The organism is Bacillus sp. ISL-46 (assembly GCF_018613205.1).
Genome location: NZ_JAGGQR010000005.1, coordinates 44,394 through 62,098 on the forward strand (window position 1 = coordinate 44,394; position 17,705 = coordinate 62,098).

A 17,705-nucleotide genomic window follows, 5' to 3' on the forward strand; every position below is an offset into this window, starting at 1 on the left:
ATCATGGTAAAAGTAACAATCGAAGAAGCCAAAACATCAAAGGATCTGATTATCGAGCAAAGAGCGGATCCATGGGTATATAAACATACGGACGGATACTATTACTTTACTGCATCTGTTCCTGAATATGACCGTATCGAGGTTAGACGTTCAAAAACAATCCAAGGCATAGCGGATGCAGAAACCGCGGTTGCTTGGAGAAAGCATGAAACAGGACCAATGAGCGCACTGATTTGGGCACCGGAGATTCATTACATTAATGGCAGCTGGTATATATATTACGCGGCTGCGCCATCAAAGGAAATTATTGATGGACTTTTCCAACACCGCATGTTCGTAATTGAAAATAAATCTGCTAACCCGCTAGAAGGAAAATGGGAAGAAAAGGGGCAAATCAATGCCGATTGGGAATCATTTGCCCTAGATTCTACTTCTTTTGAGCATAATGGTCAGCAATATCTTGTTTGGGCTCAAAAGGATCCTAACATCAGAGGTAATTCCAATCTATACATTGCACCATTAGAAAACCCTTGGACCATCATAGGACCGCAAGTGATGATTGCAAAACCAGAATATGATTGGGAAACGATTGGCTTCTGGGTAAATGAAGGACCAGCGGTTTTAAAGAGAAACGGTAAAATATTCATTTCTTATTCGGGAAGTGCTACCGACGAAAATTATTGCATGGGACTACTAACTGCGGATGAAAACAGTGATGTAATGAATCCAAACTCCTGGAGTAAATCTACAGAACCTGTATTCAAAACTAACTATGAAGCAGGCCAGTACGGTCCTGGTCATAACAGCTTTACAGTTTCTGAAGACGGAAGCAAGGATATCCTTGTCTACCACGTGAGAAACTATACAGAGATTGTTGGAGACCCGCTCTATGATCCGAATCGGCACACATGTGCGAAAGAGTTTACCTGGAATCCGGATGGAACTCCAAACCTTGGGCTTCCTAAGTAATTAAATAAAACGGACATTCAGTGCATTTACAAAAAAGAGAGAAAAAGATTCATATCATCTTTTTGATATGAATCTTTTTCTGTAGGAGGTGAAGATAAAAAATGGGAAATTCAATTGATCAAAATAATAGAAAAATAACTTTACTTGCCATTACCTGGCCAATTTTTATTGAATTGCTGCTTCAAATGATCATGGGGAGCACCGACACCATCATGCTGTCGCATATTTCTGATGATATTGTGGCCGCTGTCGGAGTGGCAAATCAACTTGTCTTTTTTGGTATTCTAATATTTAGTTTTACTGCAACTGGGACGGCTGTACTTATTTCACAATATTTAGGGGCCGGCTTGAGGGAAGGTGCTAAACAAGCGGCTGCTGTCTCAGTATCGATCAATTTGGTAATTGGCTTAGTTGTAAGCTGTTTAATGGTCATTTTTAAAGGCCAGCTATTAGAGTTATTCCACCTTAAAGATGATATTGCCGCGATAGGTTATGAGTATCTATCGATTGTCGGCGGAACCTTATTTTTACAGGCCATCTTAATTACTGTTTCTTCTATTCTTAGGGCAAATGGATTTACTAGAGAAGCCATGTTTGTATCGATTATGATGAATGTGATCCATTTAGCGGGAAACAGTTTGGTTATTTACGGCTTATTCGGATTCCCTGAAATGGGAGTAAAAGGGGTAGCCCTTTCAACTGCTTTTAGCAGGGCGTCAGCTCTCATTATTGCCTTTATTCTTATGTATAAGCGGCTCCCAATAAGAATTAAACGAGAAGATTATTTTCATTTCGATTTACCGCTTATTAAAAAAATCCTAAAAGTTGGTATCCCAGCTGCCGGGGAACAAATCAGTTACAATACCAGCCAAATGGCCATGACAGCCATTACAGCTATACTTGGAGCAGCTGCCTTATCTACTCGTGTTTATACTTGGGATATTATGTCCTTTATTATGCTGTTTGGATTAGCGATGGGACAGGGGACACAAATCCTAATAGGATACCGTGTTGGAGCGGGAGACTATGAAGGAGCGTATCGTCAATTATTTAAGAGCCTTAAATCCAGTTTTGTTATTTCCATTTTAGTTTCCATTTTAGTTTCTTTTTTCAGAGAAGACTTAATGAGTCTGTTTACAAATAATAAAGAAATTATTCATACAGGCAGTACTTTATTATTATTATGTTTAATTCTTGAACCAGGCAGGACCTTCAATTTAATCGTAGTAAATTCACTGAGGGCAGCTGGGGATGCCGCTTTTTCCGTAAAAATGGGAGTTCTCTCCATGTGGGGGCTTGCTGTTCCAATATCTTATATCTTAGGAATTCATTTTGGTCTGGGCTTAGCGGGAGTATGGATTGCCTTTATCGTAGATGAGTGGTTTAGAGGGATTGTCATGTATTTTAGATGGAAGAGCAGGGCATGGGAGAAAAAGGTATTAGTCGTAAATAAAAAAGCTGCAGCTGTAAGTTCCTAATATATGAAACAACTAAAGAAGGAGGAAGGATAAATGAAATATCGAAAACTTGGAAATAGTGGTTTAAAGATTAGTGAAATTGGTTTAGGCAGCTGGTTAACCTACGGAAAGGCTGTTAACAACCAAACCGCATATGATTGTATTCATAAAGCCTATGAACTAGGCATCAACTTTTTTGATACTGCTAACGCGTATGAAGGGGGAAAAGCAGAAGAGGTGCTGGGCGAGGCATTAAAAGCTTATCCGAGAAGCAGTTACGTCGTAGCAACCAAACTATTTTTCCCAATGGGAGCTGGGCCAAACGAACGCGGACTTTCCAGAAAGCATATCTTGGAACAATGTGATGCCAGCCTAAAACGTTTAGGGTTGGATTATATTGATCTTTATCAATGTCACCGTTTTGATCCGGAGGTGCCCGTTGAGGAAACCTTATATGCTTTAGATGATTTAATCAGGCAAGGGAAAATATTATATGCCGGTGTAAGTGAATGGAGTGCCTCACAAATTGAAAACGCGGTGGGGATTGGAAAGGCCAATTATTTAAGACCAATAATATCTAATCAGCCCATCTATAATATGCTTGAGAGATATATAGAAAACGAGATACTGCCGGTTTGTACCGAAAAAGGACTGGGGCAAATCGTCTTTTCACCATTAGCTCAGGGGATATTAACGGGGAAATATAAATCAAATACTGAAAAACCAGAAGATAGCCGGGCAGCTAATGATGCGACCAACTGGGTTATCAATAGCTATTTTAGGAATGATGTACTTGAATCTGTGCAAAAGTTGAATGAGCTGGCTAGTGAATTGGGAGTTACGTTAAGTCAGTTATCACTTGCTTGGATTCTTCGTCTTCCGAGTATTAGTTCGGCTATTATCGGAGCCAGCCGGCCACAGCAAATTGAGGAAAATGTTAAAGCGGTTGATATTGAATTAAGTAATGACGTTTTACTGGAAATTGAACAAATTCTTGGAGAAATAAAGGATTTTGCTCCTTTAAGGTAGTTTGGAAAGCCCATTATGATCATTTTCTTGATCATAATGGTGCTTTTTTTATTAAAGTATTATAAATATGAAGCTAAATCGGACGATTGCTTTTTTTCTACTATCATGAGTTATTTATCGGGATTTTTCCTATATATTGTTTTCGAAATTGATTAGGTGATAAACCCTCTAGTTTTTTAAAGGTTCTACTAAAATAGGCGGATTGAGTAAACCCACAGCTTTCTGAAATTCTATCAATATTCCAATCGGTTGAAACTAGTAAGATCTTTGCTTGATCCATTCGAATTTTATTAACATATTCAATCGGTGTGCAGCCCAATGCCTGAATCATGCATCTTGCAATATGGTTTGGATGGAATCGAAGCGCATGACCAAGATCCTCATATGTAATCTTTTTTGCATAATTCTTTCTCAAATAAACGGCAGCTTTTTCTGCAACAGCCAAGGCAGGCATAGAGTTAGCTAAGTGCAAATGATTTGAAAGTTCCTGAAGCAATTGTTGAAAGAGTATTTGTCGCTGCCATTCCCCGGAGTAAATCGATTCATTTTCGGATGTAATAATTTTTGAGCACAGCCTTTCAACAGCTTCGGGATTGGATAATTGACAAAATTTAGGTAGTGTTATTCCGAAAGGGTTTTCAGAAAAGACGTTTCTGCATTCTAAAGCTTTTTTCTCATTGTTATGAAAAGGTTTAGAGATGGTAAGATCCTTCCATCCTTTCGATGTAATGAAATGAAACCAAAAAAAATGGGTAACTTGATCACACGGTGAGATTGAAAAATGATGCCGATCTGGGGAGAGGATAAGGGTCTTTCCTTCACAAACCTGAAATTTATGATAGTCTTCACCCATGTGTAATTGTCCTTTTGTAACCACTAATAAATCAAAAACACCAATGTTGTTCCGGTTTATATGTGATTCACCAATATCGAAGGTATGTTCACCTGCCGCTAGAAGAGTCGGCAAAGGCGGGGCTAGTAATTGGAGCATTTTCTTTCTCCTCAAATGTTAGGATTGTGCAATTTTTTGTTATGATTATACATTTTATTCTTTGATTATAACACTATAATAGGTTAATGAATGTTTTTATTTTTATAATTGAGGTGAAAGAAACATGGGTGAAAAATAAACAAACTCTTGCTATGGACCTAATATACTTATGTCCATACATATAATGGAAAATCCAATAATATGATGTATTTATGTTTAAAAGCTCTTCGGGGAGGAGGAAGTCGATCATGCAAAGCATGCGTTGGGCATGGGGGTATATAAGGAATTCTCGTGTTAGATTATTTTTTGGTCTTTTTTTGGCTCTTGTTGTTTCCGTATTAAATATGATCAATCCATATATCGCGGGTAAAATCATTGATAAGGTCATTTATGGACATCAGAACGGTCTATTATGGTATCTTTTGGGGTCAATGATCATAGTAACTCTAGTTAAAACCATTATCCGCTATAATTATCAATTGATTTTTGAAGTTATTTCTCAAGGTGTCATATTAACGATAAGAGGGCAGATGTATGACCGGCTTAACCAGTTGGATTTCAGTTTTTATGACCGGACCAAAACGGGAGATATTATGGCCCGAATGACCGGTGATATGGAAGCTGTAAGGCATTTTACGGCTTGGGTTATTTATATGATTTTTGAAAACCTTACCATTTTACTATTTGCGATTGGGTTTATGTTTTATATTAACCCGCTATTAGCATTGGCCATGCTGGCAGTCACACCAATTATCGGCTTTTTTGCTACGCGTTTATCCTTTACCGTTAAACCTACTTTTTCGGCGATCAGGAGCCAGTTTGCCAGGCTGAATTCAGTAGTGCAGGAAAACATTAGCGGGAATCGAGTCGTTAAGGCCTTTGCGAAGGAAGATTACGAGATTGAAAAGTTTTCAGTAGAAAATGAGGCCTTTAAGGAGAAGAACCTTGCCTCCGCAAGAGTTTGGGAGAAGTATCTGCCCGTCCTCGATTCACTAGCGGGAGTATTAACGGTTGTCATGATTTTAGTGGGAGGCACTATGGTCATTAATCATTCCCTTACTTTAGGTGAATTAGTGACTTTTAATTCCCTGATTTGGGCATTAAATAATCCAATGCGTATGGCTGGATGGTTAATCAATGATGTTCAGAGGTTTATTGCTTCAGCTGAAAAAGTGGAAGATTTGTTAAATACAAAACCAGAGATCAAAAATGAAGGAAAAAGATTTAATGTAAAGCACATCAATGGGGTAGTGGATTTTAATCAGGTTTCGTTTAGCTATGGTGACGAACCGGTTTTAAAGGATATCAGCTTTAAAGTGATGCCAGGACAAACGGTTGGTATTATCGGACCAACCGGTGCAGGAAAATCCACATTAGTCAATCTTTTAAGCAGATTTTATGATACAACAAGCGGGGAAGTAAGAGTCGATGGTCTTAATGTAAAAGAATGGGATATCGCTAAATTAAGGGATAGCTTGGCAATGGTAATGCAGGATGTCTTTCTTTTTTCAGATACAATTGAAGGAAATATTGCCTACGGGAACCCAGAAGCTACCTTAGACGCAGTACAATCTGCTGCCAAAATGGCAGAGGCCGATGATTTTATTTCCAAGCTCCCAGAAGGATACGACACCATTATTGGGGAACGGGGGGTAGGTCTTTCCGGAGGTCAAAGACAAAGGATTGCGTTAGCCCGGGCGATTCTAAAAAATCCATCCATCCTGATCCTGGATGATACAACATCAGCTGTGGATATGGAGACAGAGCTACGTATCCAACGAACATTAAAGTCCATTTTAAAGGAGAAAACCTGTTTTATTATCGCTCATCGGATTTCATCTGTAAAAGAGGCAGATATAATTCTGGTAATGGAAAATGGCACGATAATTGAAAGAGGAAAGCATAAAGAACTGCTTGCGAAAAAAGGGTATTACTATAAAGTGTTTAGGAACCAAAATGGGAATTTTGATGGTAAGCACGATGGTGAGGATGTGATATATCTCAATGGCGCGCAATAAATTTGATGTAGATGAAGAATTGGAGTCCCCGTTTAGTTTTATTCATCTTAAGCGGATGTTTGCTTATTTAAAACCTTACAGAAAAAAGATCCTTTTAATCGTTTTTATCATGCTGATTGCTAGCTCCGCCAATTTAATTGGTCCTTATTTGATTAAAAAAGCCATTGACGAGAAGATTCCAAATAACGATGTTGCTGGTTTATGGGGTCTGGCCGGAATTTACTTAATCGCCCTCTTTATAACCGGAATTTGCATGAAATTTAAGATTAGAATGATGTCTCAGATTGGGCAAAGTGTCATCCTTCATATTAGGAAAGATTTGTTTACCCATTTGCAAAAGCTATCCTTCTCATTTTATGACAGCCGGCCGCATGGGAAGATTTTAGTAAGAGTCATAAACTACGTAAACTCATTAAGTGATCTATTATCTAATGGACTAATTAATTTGATTACTGACCTTTTCAGTCTTTTCGTGATTATCGGTTTTATGTTAGCCATTGATGTAAAGTTAACGCTTATGGCCATGCTGGGTTTTCCAATCCTTGCAGCAGTAATCCTCCTTATAAAAAATGCCCAGCGAAAGGCATGGCAAACGTTAAGTAACAAACAATCCAATATGAATGCTTATATTCATGAAAGTATCAATGGAATTAAAGTGACTCAAGCTTTTACGAGAGAAGAAGAAAATAAACGCATTTTTAATAATGTATCTGAAGGTTATCGCAGCTCATGGATGAAGGCAGTACGAATTCAGTTTCTGTTATGGCCTTCGATTGAAAACATTTCAATACTGACAACCTCATTAATATATGTTGTTGGTATATCGCTGATTGGTAATGGCGTATCAGTTGGGGCTTTGGTGGCATTTGTCGGCTATATCGGAATGTTTTGGGCACCAATTGCAAATATCGGGAATTTCTATAATGCGATTATTAATGCAACAGCCTATTTGGAACGAATTTTTGAAATGATTGATGAACAACCAACGGTCAAAGATCGTCCGAATGCTGTAGAACTTCCTTTAATCAAAGGAAAAGTAGAATTTAAAGATGTTATTTTTGGATATGAAGATGGGGAACAAATCCTAAAGAACATTAATTTCTCTGTCAATCCGGGTGAAACGATAGCTCTAGTCGGGGCAACTGGTTCGGGTAAGACAACGATCGTCAGTTTGCTAAGCCGTTTTTATGATGTAAGCAGAGGACGAATTGAAATTGACGATATCGATATTAACACGGTCACTATTCCATCTCTCAGGAAGCAAATGGGTGTCATGCTTCAAGATCCGTTTATTTTTTCAGGCACAATTATGGATAATATTCGGTATGGACGGCTTGATGCTACAGATGAAGAAGTAATCGAAGCGGCGAAAGCGGTTCAAGCACATCCATTTATTAGCGGATTGTCAGATAGATATCAAACAGAGGTAAACGAAAGAGGCACAAGGCTTTCCACTGGTCAGAGACAACTCATCTCCTTTGCCCGTGCACTGTTAGCTGATCCGAAAATTTTAATCCTGGATGAGGCTACATCATCAATCGATACGGAAACCGAGCTTGCCTTGCAAAAAGGACTTGAGACTTTACTGGCGGGCAGAACTTCCTTTATAATTGCGCATCGCCTTTCCACGATTCAAAATGCAACACGCATCCTTGTGATCGATAAGGGCAGAATTATTGAGGAAGGCTCTCATCAAGAATTAATGGATCGAAAGAGTTACTATTGGAAGCTGCATCAATCACAGCATAAATCTTTAGAAGTGGGGTAAGCTGCAGAAGAAGAGAATTATCCAACTCAAAAGTTCCATATGATGGTTCCGGGTGAAAGATTTATTTATCATAAATAATTAATAATTCATAAAATGAGAAGAGTATACAGATGCCTGTATGCTTTTTTTTGTACTAGAAAAAGAAAGAAAGTTTGTCATATAGTCTTGTATAGGCCTCTTTATAGTAGTAATGTATTATTGTTAATATATTTATTAATGGTTTTTAAGGTGGAGAAGTAGAAATGAATTTAGATATTACGGAACATTCATTGCCTGTTTTTGAGGCACTTGCCAGCAAGGTAAGGATAAAAATTATTCATCTCCTGGCTGAGCACCCGCGAAATGTAAAGGAATTGGCTGAAAGTCTAGAACTTAGCAGCGCAATCATGACCATGCATGTCAATAAATTAGAAAAAGCTGAAATCATCCATTCGGAATTAATTCGCGGCAAAGGTGGACTACAAAAAAGGTGTTTTCTGAATGTTGAGAGGTTAGAAATTGTTTTCCCTTCGAAAGAGCGTGAAATAAAGAAATTCCATGCAACAGAAGTGTCAGTGGGTCATTATACCGATTTTTATGTCGAACCTACATGCGGTTTGGCAACCGCAGAAAAAATTATAGGAGAGTTTGATGATCCTCGTTACTTTCTTCACTCTGACCGCATGAATGCAAAAGTGTTGTGGTATAGTAAAGGATTTATTGAGTATAAAATACCTAATTTTCTGCTCGGAAATCAGGAACCTAACGAACTAGAAATATCACTAGAAATATCATCAGAGGCTCCTTTTACTAATAACAATTGGCCATCTGATATTTATTTTTCCCTAAATAATACTTTATTGGGTAAGTGGACAAGTCCGGGAGATTTTGGTGACAGCCGCGGGAAATATACGCCTAACTGGTGGCCATCAGAGATCAATCAATACGGCTTGCTAAAACGCCTGAGAATTACTTCTGAGGGAACATATATGGATGGAATAAGGATATCAGATGTGAGTCTTGACGATGTAAACATCCATGACAAGCAATGGACGTTTCGGATTGCCGTCCATGAAGACAGTGAAAATGTCGGTGGAGTAACACTATTTGGTGCAGGATTTGGGAATTATAATCAGGATATTCTTTTTCGGCTCTATTACAGTGACAAAGAATTAACTAGAGCTGAATAGAAGGTTTTGTTAGGTAAACTGCTGGAAATCAGTGGTCTACGTGACTGGAAAGTGGCTGATCCAGAGTAATCGGTCAAGTAACTCTAAAAACAATAATTAACAAAGCTTAAAAGAAAAAATCGTATGGATCAACCATACGATTTTTTAAATTTTATTAGTTTGTCTTTGCTAATTCCGCAAGTTGTGACGGTGTTAATGCACCTTCATAAATCCGTAAGTCATCCATTAAACCCTTATATGGAGTATCCCACCAGTTGACAGCTAGGCTAAATTTGCCATCGGAACTCGTAAAGATATTGGAGAAGTCTGATCCTGTATACTTTTCAACACCATTTACATAAACTTTAATCGTGCCATTATCAACTGAGAAAGCCAAATGTGTCCATTCACCAGTTTTGATGGTTGAACCGATAGGGGCATCATACCATCTTGCGCTGCCTGACCAGACCATGGTGTTATTGGCTGCCGGTCCTTGCGGAAGAAGGCTCACCCAGTTATTAGGATCTTTTGCTCCAAAGAAAGTTGTAGTGTATGTGGTTAATTGTTCAGGTTTTAACCAAAGCGATACAGAATACTGGTTGCTTTTTATGAGCCCGTCTGGTAAGCGAACGCCAGATGCTCCGTTAAATACGGCGGCTTGGCCATTTTTTCCGGCAGCATAAGTAATGCTGCCGCCTGTATTATCGATTCTATTTCCGGTTAAATTACCATCAGCAAATTTTCCATTAATGTCACTTAAATTATTATCAAATCCATAATATGCTGTTAACACAGCGTTTGTCCATGGTAACACAGTAATTTCAAAGGTTTTGGTTGCTGTGACATTACCTTTCGTAATTGTTGCAGTAAGGGTTGCAGTCAAAGCTTCTGAACCAGCTTCTGGTCGATTTATTTTTCCAGTGTTAGAAACAACTGATTCGTCTGATGATGACCATGAAATCGTTGTATGTCGAGTTCCCTCAGTAGGAAGTGCCAAATTGGAAATGACTTTTGTTGTATCACCAAGTTTCAAATCATTGACAACAGCTGCTACGACTTCTTCATCTGTTTTATCTGCCAATTTACTTCCCCAAACAGATACACCTTCATTTGATAAGGCAGTAAATGTCATCACGTAGCGTTCTGAAGTTGGATCCCATTGACGGACAAATACCCCATTATAAGTTATGCCATCTATTACTAGTATTACTTGATTTTGGCTGTCCTTTTCCCATGTACCAGTCACATCGCCAGTAATCGTATTGTCTTTATTTAAACGAATGAAGACTGATTTATGAATAGCTGCAGAATATTCTTTGCCTTGGTTAATAAATTTATATTCACCAATTAGGTCTTGTCTGTTCACCTTATCAAGTGTTTCACCTGCATAGCGGTAAGGAGCAACCACAGGCCAGCCATCTTTGTTCATAAACATTTGGTGAACGTGGACTTCATGATACTCACCTTTTTGTGGGAAGCGGCTATGGAAAACTAAAAATTGCTGCCCAGACTTAGAATCCAAGTAAACTGAATTATGTCCTGGGGAAAGATAACCTACTCCAATTCCTGTTCCAGGATCTCCTACTTTTCTTTCGAACAAGAAGTTACCCATGATCTTATTTCCGTATGGAGTATTTTGAACATTGCCTGGAAGAACAGCATTTTGTCCTGCAGCATCTACATAAGGACCATCAGGGCTAGTTGAGCGGAACTGTCTCATATTATAACCGCCGTCAGCGCCTAACCAGCCATACGTTACATATAAATAATAGTAGCCAGTATTTTTATCATAGATAACGTAAGGGCCTTCGCCAGATTTATAATAACCGCCGGCTATTTTGGTTCCAAAATAACGGTCAATTAGTCTTCCGTCAGATGTTTTCCCGTCTTTACCAGGATAGATCGCTTTACCAGTGGCCTTATCAATCTCAAGTACATAAATTCCTCCGGACCAAGAACCATAGGTCATCCACAGCTTGCCATCCTTGTCATAAAACACAGTAGAATCGATTGCATTGGGAAAGTTACTATTATTAAAAGAACCATTACCATTAAACCAGCCAGACCTTGGACCTTCTAATTTACCTTCATCAATAAGATTTTTAATATTAGTATTATCCCATTTCTTATTTACAGTGCTATTTGCATCGTAAGCTTCATCTCTAGTAAAACCAGAATAAACGATAGTATCCACATACTTATATGGACCTTCAACATTTTGCGATACAGCATAGCCAATAGCAGAACGGATATAAGTAGATGATGCACTATAATAAATCATATAGGCACCCTTTGTTCCATCCTCATTAACATAGTCTTTATTATAGAAAACGTCCGGAGCCCAAACGGCAAAACCGCCCTTGCTGTCCGAATCATTTTCACCGGCCCATTTAAAAGAACCAGCTATATTTTTAGATAAATCACCGTATATCTTATTCCCAGGCGTTGTATAGCCATTGGTAAATGTTTGCCAATTGATTAAATCAGTTGATTTAGCAGCTTCAATATGAGAGCCGAATACGTAAAAAGTGTTACCATCTTTTACAATAGAAGGGTCGTGAACAGATACATTTTGAAAATCAGGCGTTTCACCTTGATGGTCAAGGTGTGGCTTATTATTATTTTCGCTTGGCGGACTAATAGGATTTTCTGTACCAAGTGCAGTAGTTGGGATAATTAAGATAAGCATTAGCAAAACAAGTGAAAAACTTCGTATCAAACATTTCCTCATTAGGTTGTTCTCCTCTCTTTTTTCAAATCCATATGAAAATACATCCAATCTGCTAAAACTAGAAATCCCTCCTATAGTTAGATTTTCTTACCATCAATAAAGCGCTTACGAACTAAAATAATTAATATAAATATTAATGGATTAATAATACTATGAGTGAATTAAATACTCATGGGTATATAGTCTTGTTATTTACTGAAAGACATAATGTTTAATGAATTTTGAAAGAAAGTCTTCGTTTTGTTTTGTTATTTTGTTAATATTATTATTAATGTATTAATCTAATTATTAATATTTGATAGAATTTGAGGAAATCATGACTTAAACTATTAAAAAGGATTGGTGAACAAGATGAGTAACTCGAATAACTTTGGCGGAGTTAACTTTTACGATATGGAATGGAATTTGAAGGGGGATTTATGGGCCCATGATCCGGTAATCGCAAAGGAGGGAAACCTCTGGTACGTTTTTCATACGGGAAACGGCGTTCAAATGAAAACATCTGAAGATGGGGTCACTTGGAAGCAGGCAGGACAAATATTTCCATCGTTACCGGAATGGAGTAAGGAGTATGTTCCTGAGAAAGAGGAAGATAGTTTATGGGCTCCAGACATCTATTTTCATAATGGAGTTTATTCTTTATATTATTCTGTCTCAACCTTCGGGAAGAACACCTCGGCTATAGGGTTAACGACCAATACCACCCTTGATCCGGAAAATCCCGATTATGAATGGAAGGACTTGGGGTATGTTATCCACTCGACTGCAGCAGATAACTACAATGCGATTGATCCTAATTTAATTTTTGATCAAGAAGGCCAGCCTTGGTTAAATTTCGGTTCCTTTTGGTCGGGGATGAAGCTGATCCAATTAGATCCGGCAACTATGAAGCCTGCTCCGGGAGCTGAACTGATTTCCATCTCAACACGGAACGAAGAACCAAATACAATTGAAGCGCCGTTTATTGTATATCGAGACGGGTATTATTACCAGTTTGTATCGTTTGATTTTTGCTGCCGCGGCATTGAAAGCACCTATAAGATTGTCGTGGGCCGGGCAAAAGAGATAAGCGGGCCTTATATGGATAAGAATGGGGTTTCAATGATGGAAGGAGGCGGTACGTTGATTGATGCAGGAGATGAACGCTGGATTGGACCGGGGCATTGTGCCGTTTTCTTTTCCGGTAATTCGAGCATCCTCGTTAATCATGCCTACGATGCCTTGAAAAAAGGGAAACCTACTTTGCAAATAAGACCTTTGTATTGGGACGGAGACGGCTGGCCGCATTTATAGAGGAGCGAATATAAAAAAAGGCCCTCCATCTAAGGACGTATATGGAGGGCCTCTTAGCTGATGAATTGAAAGATGTTAAAAAACTGTTCCGATAAATGGAGAGATTGTCATTTTATTTACCTCAACAACCTTAGTAATCTTTTCGATTGTTACTTAAGGTTAATATTATTGTTAATTAATAAATAAAAAAGTAATTGACCGAAATATAAGTAAGCGTTATCATTTAAATATCCTCAAAATATTTAGTTAATAGATTAATATTTTTATTAACTAAATTAACACCTCAAGAATCTGTCAATTTTACCTATTAGATAAGATTTTCTAGATAATAGTCAATCTGACTGAAGAACTTCACCTGTTTTTTTGTTAACGTACACGAACTTTTTTTTTACCTGGCCTGTATCAAAAATAAATAACTTACTTTCGTTGTATCTCGTGAACGTTATCTTTTTCTTTTTGTGTACGTTCACGTTACATATACTTCCATTTCTTAAAAGGGGTGAACAGAGAAAGATTGTGTTTTTCTTCTGAAGGAAATGTTTTTTCAAAAATTGTAAAAATGGGGGAAATCAGATGAAAAAGAAAAAGGTTTTAAGGAGTTTACTGGCACTATCTTTATCTGCCTCAATATTAGCTGCTTGTTCTAACGATAAGGCATCTAACGAAGAAAATGCGGCAAGTGGCGGCAAGACAAAGGATGGCAAGGCACAAATAACTGCCCTTATTACAAAACATCCGTTAACACAAGATCTTTCAAAAATGGAATGGTTAAAAGAAGTAGAAAAACGTGCAGGCGTAACAATTAAATGGCAAGAGGTTACTGCGGACTGGGATCAGAAAAAGGGTGCAATGCTTGCCAGCGGTGATGTTCCAGATTTAATTATTGGACCAAACGCTATTACAGATGCAGATCAGGTACAATACCAAGGTTTGTTTGAAGATTTATCTGACGATATTGACAACAAATTGCCAAATGTAAAAAAGATGTTTGAAGCAAAACCGGAAACAAAGGGAATTGCCACACAGCTTGACGGAAAAATCTACGGACTGCCTAAATATCAACGGTTTTGGCCGGCGACAGCAACAAGACAATTTATCAACCAAAAATGGTTAGACAATCTAGGGTTAAAAGCGCCGACGAATTGGGATGAATTGTATGATGTTTTAGTAGCTTTTAAAGAAAAGGATGCTAACGGCAACGGCGATCCTAATGATGAAATTCCGATGGACTTTGCTCCAACTGGAACAGGAGGCTTTGGTTTCTTCCATCCGACAGTTCTTTTGGGAAGCACTGGGATTACTTTAGCTGAAGGCAGCGGCCAAGGCTATTTTGTTGAAGATGGGAAAGTGAAAAACTTCTTAACAGACGATCGTTATAAAGAATTTATTAAATTCTTGAATAAGTGCTATAAAGCCGGGTTAATCAGCAAAGAAGTATTTACTCAGGATTACACAAAATACCAATCTGTTGCCCGCGGAAATGGTGATGTTGCAAAGGTTGGTTATACGTATGGCTGGGAAGTAACAGACAGATTCGGAAACACACTGGCTCCGCAATATACAACGTTGGCTCCATTAAAGCAGTCAGCTGACTCAACCACAAAATTATCCTGGACCTACGATTATAACGCACTAAACTATGGTGCCAATATGATTACATTGTCAGCTCAAAGTAAAAACAAAGAAGCTGCCATGAAATTTATCAATGAATTGTACGATCCAAAAGTCAGTATGCAAGTACTGTTTGGTTCAATGGGTACCAATATCGCGGATAACGGAGACGGCAGCTACAAGGTATTGCCTCCGGCGGATGCGAAAATGGACCCAGGCACATGGAAATGGACTTCTACTTGGGCCGATAACGGACCTATGTATATTGCTGATGATTTAAAGCTTGAGCTTGGTACGGATATGCAATCAGTTGGCAAGCAAACCGAACCGCTAATGGGTGCACTAAATGCTGTAGATGAGGATAAAGACGTTTACCCTGGTATGTTTATTAAATACAGCAGAGAGGACAATTCGAAATTAAGCTTAAACGATACAAACCTTATGAATTTGGCGATGCCAAAATACTCGCAGTGGATCACAAAAGGCGGCATTGACAAAGTATGGAATGCCTATGTGAAAAATGCCGAGAAAACCGGCCTGCCTGAAAACCTAAAGGTTATGCAAAAGTATTATGACGATTACAAGAAAAATCAGAAATAACATATCATTCTGGAGGATGCTATACCATCTTGAAGTGGTATAGCATCTTCTTAAAATAAAGGAGGTACTTTTTGTGGCCTTTATAAACACGGAAACCAATAAATTAAACAGAAATTTATCAAGTACACCTGGTGCCAAAACAGTAAAGAAAGCAACAATATTAAACACCTTTAAACGTGACTATCAATTGTGGCTCATGATCTTGCCTGCTATTGTTGTTATTGTTATTTTCAACTACATACCGATGTATGGCATCCAGTTGGCTTTCCGCGAATTTGATTTTACCAAGGGGCTTACCGGGGGAGAATGGGTTGGGATCAAGTATTTTGAACAATTTGTTACTAACTATATGTTCAAAGATTTAATGACCAATACAGTCACCATCAGTTTAACAACGATTATACTAGGATTTCCGGCACCGATTATTATGGCGCTGATAATCAATCAAGTTTTTGGGAAAAGATGGAAGAAAACGTTACAAACAACTGTTTACTTGCCACACTTTATCTCCATGGTTGTTATGGTTGGTTTGTTAAATGTCTTATTATCACCAGAAACAGGAATTGTCGGCCATGTCATGAAATTGCTAGGGCTCGGGGACATCAACCTGTTGGCTTCCGAAAAAACCTTTGTCCCAGTATATGTTCTTTCTGATATATGGCAGCATGCCGGATGGAATAGCATCATTTATTTAGCGGCGCTGGCAAGCGTAGATCCGCAATTATATGATTCTGCAAAAATTGATGGCGCAAGCAGATGGCAAACGATTCGGTATGTTGATTTACCAGCCATCGTTCCTACGATGATTATCCTCTTTATTCTTAGTATGGGAAATATCTTAAATACAGGATTTGAAAAAATATTCTTAATGCAAAACCCATTGAATCTTCCGGTTTCTGAGGTTATTGCCACATATGTATATAAGATCGGTATTATTTCAAGTCAATTTAGCTACTCTGCTGCCATTGGTTTATTTAATACACTCATCAATTTTATTTTCTTATTAGCTATGAATTTTATTGCGAAGAGATTTTCAAATATTAGTTTATGGTAAATATATAAAAATAAGGGTTTTGCTAGGATGAATCTCAACCATGCAAGGAGGTAAAGTCATGGTGCTTTTTAATCGGAAAGGAAAAACTACTTCAGATATAATTTTCGATTTTATTATTTTTGTATTTTGTCTGTTTATCTTTTTAATTGTTGCCTATCCTTTGTACTTTGTCATTATTGCATCTGTCAGTGACTCCACTCTGGTGTCTACTGGGAAAGTTCTACTGTATCCAAAAGGGTTCAGCCTATTCGGATATACGGAAATTTTTAAAGATACAAGAATTTGGGTGGGTTACAAAAATACTATTATATACACACTTTTAGGTACGTTTATCAATTTACTGCTTACCTTGCCGGCAGCCTATGTTCTATCAAGACATGAGTTTAAAGCAAGACGATTATTAATGTTTGTATTTGTCTTTACCATGTTTTTTAACGGAGGTTTAATTCCAACTTATCTATTAATGAAAGATTTAAATCTCACAAATAATATGTGGGTTTTCATCATTCCTTTTTCTATAAATGTATTTAACCTCATTATTACACGGACATTTTTTGAAAGCTCTATACCTAAAGAATTGTTTGAGGCAGCACAAATGGATGGCTGCACACATTTTCAATTTTTTGGGAAAGTGGTGCTGCCACTTTCAAAAGCGGTTATATCAGTTGTAGGGCTCTATTACTTGGTAGGGCACTGGAACGACTTCTTCACAGGTTTAATTTACATTCGCGACTATAGTTTACAACCTCTGCAAATCGTTTTAAGAGACATTCTTCTTTCCAATCAAGTATTTGCTGAAGGAGCAGGTTCTGGAGGGGCATCCGGGGGTTACGCACAAAAATACGCAGATCAAATCAAGTACGGAGTTATCATTGTATCTACTTTGCCAATTTTAATTGTTTATCCATTTATCCAAAAATACTTTGAAAAGGGCGTTATGATCGGGTCTGTAAAGGGATGATCCAAGAAATGTATATTCCTGATCCGGTATGTTTAGCTATCGATTCAATTAAATCGATAGCTATAGAAATCTAAA

General features: G+C 37.9%; 12 protein-coding genes. 10 read left to right on the forward strand and 2 right to left on the reverse strand.

Features of this window, described 5'->3' with window-relative positions; genetic code table 11:
* The first annotated feature begins 3 nt into the window (after positions 1 to 3).
* The 3 genes from J7E67_RS02400 to J7E67_RS02410 all read left to right on the forward strand — a co-directional run bounded on the left by J7E67_RS02400 (position 4) and on the right by J7E67_RS02410 (position 3,455).
* Positions 4 to 969 (forward strand): glycoside hydrolase family 43 protein, encoded by a 966-nt coding sequence (locus tag J7E67_RS02400; protein ID WP_214716544.1) that lies wholly within the window; start codon positions 4 to 6, stop codon positions 967 to 969.
* A 101-nt stretch (positions 970 to 1,070) separates the two neighbouring features.
* A complete protein-coding gene (locus tag J7E67_RS02405) occupies positions 1,071 to 2,447 on the forward strand; it encodes an MATE family efflux transporter (RefSeq protein ID WP_214730851.1) in 1,377 nt (458 codons plus the stop codon).
* A gap of 33 nt (positions 2,448 to 2,480) precedes the next feature.
* Positions 2,481 to 3,455 carry an aldo/keto reductase family protein gene (locus tag J7E67_RS02410; protein ID WP_214716548.1) on the forward strand — a complete coding sequence of 325 codons (975 nt, stop codon included), beginning with the start codon at positions 2,481 to 2,483 and terminating at the stop codon, positions 3,453 to 3,455.
* Positions 3,456 to 3,558: 103 nt separating this feature from the next.
* Here the strand turns inward: J7E67_RS02410 and J7E67_RS02415 are convergent, their stop codons facing one another.
* Complete coding sequence (locus J7E67_RS02415; RefSeq protein ID WP_214716549.1) at positions 3,559 to 4,446, reverse strand: helix-turn-helix transcriptional regulator; 888 nt, start codon at positions 4,444 to 4,446, stop codon at positions 3,559 to 3,561.
* 248 nt (positions 4,447 to 4,694) lie between these two features.
* On the opposite strand from J7E67_RS02415, the gene J7E67_RS02420 reads away from it, so the two are divergent.
* From J7E67_RS02420 to J7E67_RS02430, 3 genes are all read left to right on the forward strand, one after another.
* Positions 4,695 to 6,464: an ABC transporter ATP-binding protein gene (locus J7E67_RS02420; protein ID WP_214730853.1), complete on the forward strand. Its 1,770-nt coding sequence runs from the start codon at positions 4,695 to 4,697 to the stop codon at positions 6,462 to 6,464.
* Positions 6,451 to 8,232: an ABC transporter ATP-binding protein gene (locus J7E67_RS02425; protein ID WP_214730855.1), complete on the forward strand. Its 1,782-nt coding sequence runs from the start codon at positions 6,451 to 6,453 to the stop codon at positions 8,230 to 8,232. The genes J7E67_RS02420 and J7E67_RS02425 overlap by 14 nt, the downstream gene beginning before the upstream one ends.
* A 242-nt stretch (positions 8,233 to 8,474) precedes the next feature.
* Positions 8,475 to 9,401, forward strand: a complete 927-nt coding sequence (locus tag J7E67_RS02430) for an ArsR/SmtB family transcription factor (RefSeq protein ID WP_214730857.1) — start codon at positions 8,475 to 8,477, stop codon at positions 9,399 to 9,401.
* Between the two features lie 154 nt (positions 9,402 to 9,555).
* Here J7E67_RS02430 and J7E67_RS02435 read toward each other — a convergent pair whose 3' ends face one another.
* Complete coding sequence (locus tag J7E67_RS02435) at positions 9,556 to 12,111, reverse strand: LamG-like jellyroll fold domain-containing protein (RefSeq protein WP_214730859.1); 2,556 nt, start codon at positions 12,109 to 12,111, stop codon at positions 9,556 to 9,558.
* A gap of 351 nt (positions 12,112 to 12,462) precedes the next feature.
* Here J7E67_RS02435 and J7E67_RS02440 point away from each other — a divergent pair, with 351 nt between their 5' ends.
* The 4 genes from J7E67_RS02440 to J7E67_RS02455 all read left to right on the forward strand — a co-directional run bounded on the left by J7E67_RS02440 (position 12,463) and on the right by J7E67_RS02455 (position 17,630).
* A complete protein-coding gene (locus tag J7E67_RS02440; RefSeq protein WP_214730861.1) occupies positions 12,463 to 13,404 on the forward strand; it encodes an arabinan endo-1,5-alpha-L-arabinosidase in 942 nt (313 codons plus the stop codon).
* 573 nt (positions 13,405 to 13,977) lie between these two features.
* Positions 13,978 to 15,615 (forward strand): extracellular solute-binding protein, encoded by a 1,638-nt coding sequence (locus J7E67_RS02445; RefSeq protein ID WP_214730863.1) that lies wholly within the window; start codon positions 13,978 to 13,980, stop codon positions 15,613 to 15,615.
* A 196-nt stretch (positions 15,616 to 15,811) separates the two neighbouring features.
* Positions 15,812 to 16,669: an ABC transporter permease gene (locus J7E67_RS02450; RefSeq protein ID WP_214730910.1), complete on the forward strand. Its 858-nt coding sequence runs from the start codon at positions 15,812 to 15,814 to the stop codon at positions 16,667 to 16,669.
* A gap of 58 nt (positions 16,670 to 16,727) precedes the next feature.
* Complete coding sequence (locus tag J7E67_RS02455) at positions 16,728 to 17,630, forward strand: carbohydrate ABC transporter permease (protein ID WP_214730865.1); 903 nt, start codon at positions 16,728 to 16,730, stop codon at positions 17,628 to 17,630.
* Positions 17,631 to 17,705 lie beyond the last annotated feature (75 nt).